The sequence below is a fragment of the Campylobacter concisus UNSWCS genome (assembly GCF_000466685.1).
GTDB classification, from domain to species: domain Bacteria; phylum Campylobacterota; class Campylobacteria; order Campylobacterales; family Campylobacteraceae; genus Campylobacter_A; species Campylobacter_A concisus_A.
In genome coordinates, this window is the sequence record NZ_ANNG01000085.1 from 1 (window position 1) to 1,848 (window position 1,848).

The 1,848-nt window shown below is 34.2% G+C and carries 2 protein-coding genes; one reads left to right on the forward strand and one right to left on the reverse strand.

Going from position 1 to position 1,848, the window contains the following annotated elements:
• The coding region (locus UNSWCS_RS12085; RefSeq protein ID WP_051267853.1) for a cell surface protein at positions 1 to 703 on the forward strand (703 nt) is incomplete at its 5' end.
• 81 nt (positions 704 to 784) lie between these two features.
• Here UNSWCS_RS12085 and UNSWCS_RS10660 read toward each other — a convergent pair.
• Positions 785 to 1,621: a hypothetical protein gene (locus UNSWCS_RS10660; RefSeq protein ID WP_021088506.1), complete on the reverse strand. Its 837-nt coding sequence runs from the start codon at positions 1,619 to 1,621 to the stop codon at positions 785 to 787.
• Positions 1,622 to 1,848 lie beyond the last annotated feature (227 nt).

Here is a 1,848-nt window from a genome sequence, read left to right on the forward strand (position 1 = left end):
CAGCGAAGAGAAATTTGATTACTCAAAGTATATGTTTAGACCCTGGACTGATAATGTAAAAGAATTTATTGATATAGACCAAAGCAAAGAGGGCTGGATAGCAGATACTATAAATCGAATTGATAATATGCTATCTAATTACACCATTCAAGAAAGACGGGCTTTATCAGCAAAAAGAGAGCCAGAAAATATGGAAGAATTTAGAGTTCGCGAACTCCAAGATTACATGGACTGGTTGCTTACAAACTCTATAGACGGCAAACCAACGATAGTTGGTAAAATGGTTGGTCTTGGCACAGCAGAAGAGGAGGCGGAACTAGAAGCTTTTGTAAATTCATTTTCTGAAGATACGATGATGAGTAATGATGGTGCTGCTTTGTTTGTTAGAGCAGATCTAAGCATAGAAGAGTTTAAGAAGCTTTATAAAGAAGACGTAGAAAAAACTACAAAAGAGCATAAAGAATTTCTGGCCAAACTACACAAAGAAGAGCAAGAATACAATGCAAATTTTGCTAAAGAGCAAAGTGAGAAGAAATTTAAACCTATGCAGGTTAAGAAGAAGTATGAGACCTATGATATAAATAAGGATCAAAAATTTCTCTATGCAAGAGAGCTTTTAAAATTTAAAGAAAAAAGAGGCATAGACGTCTTAGAGCTTATGCAAAAGATAGATAAGAAGCAAATTTTAAATAAGATGGCTTGATGGATAAAGCAGAGTTAGGATCATTCTCTATCTTGTCATAGGATGATTTAATGGCGGCTTGCGCTAAATACAAATATGAAGTTAAACCTTTTTATCGACAACCTTTTTACCATTTTCTTCAAGCTTTTGCATGATACGAAGCACATCGATACCTCGTTCTCTCTCAAGTTCTTGAAGCTTAAGTAAATATGAAAATTTCTCATCCTTAGCAATGTCATAAGTTTCAGTATTTTTGCTTTCAGCTTGGATAGGAGTAAATTTTTTCTCTTTGGTGTCGTCTTTTTCTTCTTCAACGCTCTCTATATCCTGAAGACCTTTTTCATTCATCTCTTTTAGTATATTGACAGCATTTTTAGCATCTTCGCCAGATAAAGTTATATTAAACCGCTCTTTTAATGCATATTTAGCCCACTCCTCTTTAAACTCATCAACGCTCATATCGCTATCAAGTAGATCAACAGTCCTTGAGTTTTGCATAAATAGCAGCTGGCGATTGCCACGATATTCATTTAAAAATTCATTTACAGTGTATGGGGTATCTCTTAAAAGCTTTGGCTTATCATTGTCTGGTTTTGCTTGCTGACCTTGTATGTATTCAACAAACAAACCCTTACTTTCATTTATGAAATTTTTAAGATCTGATAGCTGCTCGCTTGTAAAGTCAGGATCATAGCCTCTAAGCTTTCCTATGATAGTGACTTTTGCTTCATCGCCTTTTGTAAAGCCAGATAGTGGATATATATGTCTATCATAAGACGCAGCTTGAGCTTTTCTGTCTAGCCTTGCGTATTTAGGAAAGCTCATACCATATCCCATATCGTTACTAAGTATTTCGTTTATATCGTTAAATTTAAACCCCATCTCACTAGCTATGTGCTCTCTAGACAGATAAGGATAAGGCGAGCTAGAAATTTGCATTTTACTATCCTTAGTAAATTTTAAACTACTCAACGATTTTTCAAAATTTATTTGAGTGAAAATTTCTTAGTTGATAAATCGACCTTTCAACAATTTAGTTTATATATGACTTCTCTCTATACAAAATGCTCCCTTGTTGATAAAAATTTTCGGCACAACTTTTGCTTACTCTTTGAAGCTAAATTTCAAGGAGTAAGCTATGAAAGTCTCTTATAACTCCATCTTAA

Excerpts from the sequence above, each read along its gene's own strand:
- UNSWCS_RS10660 (WP_021088506.1), bottom strand. The coding sequence starts at position 1,621 with ATGCAAATTTCTAGCTCGCCTTATCCTTATCTGTCTAGAGAGCACATA.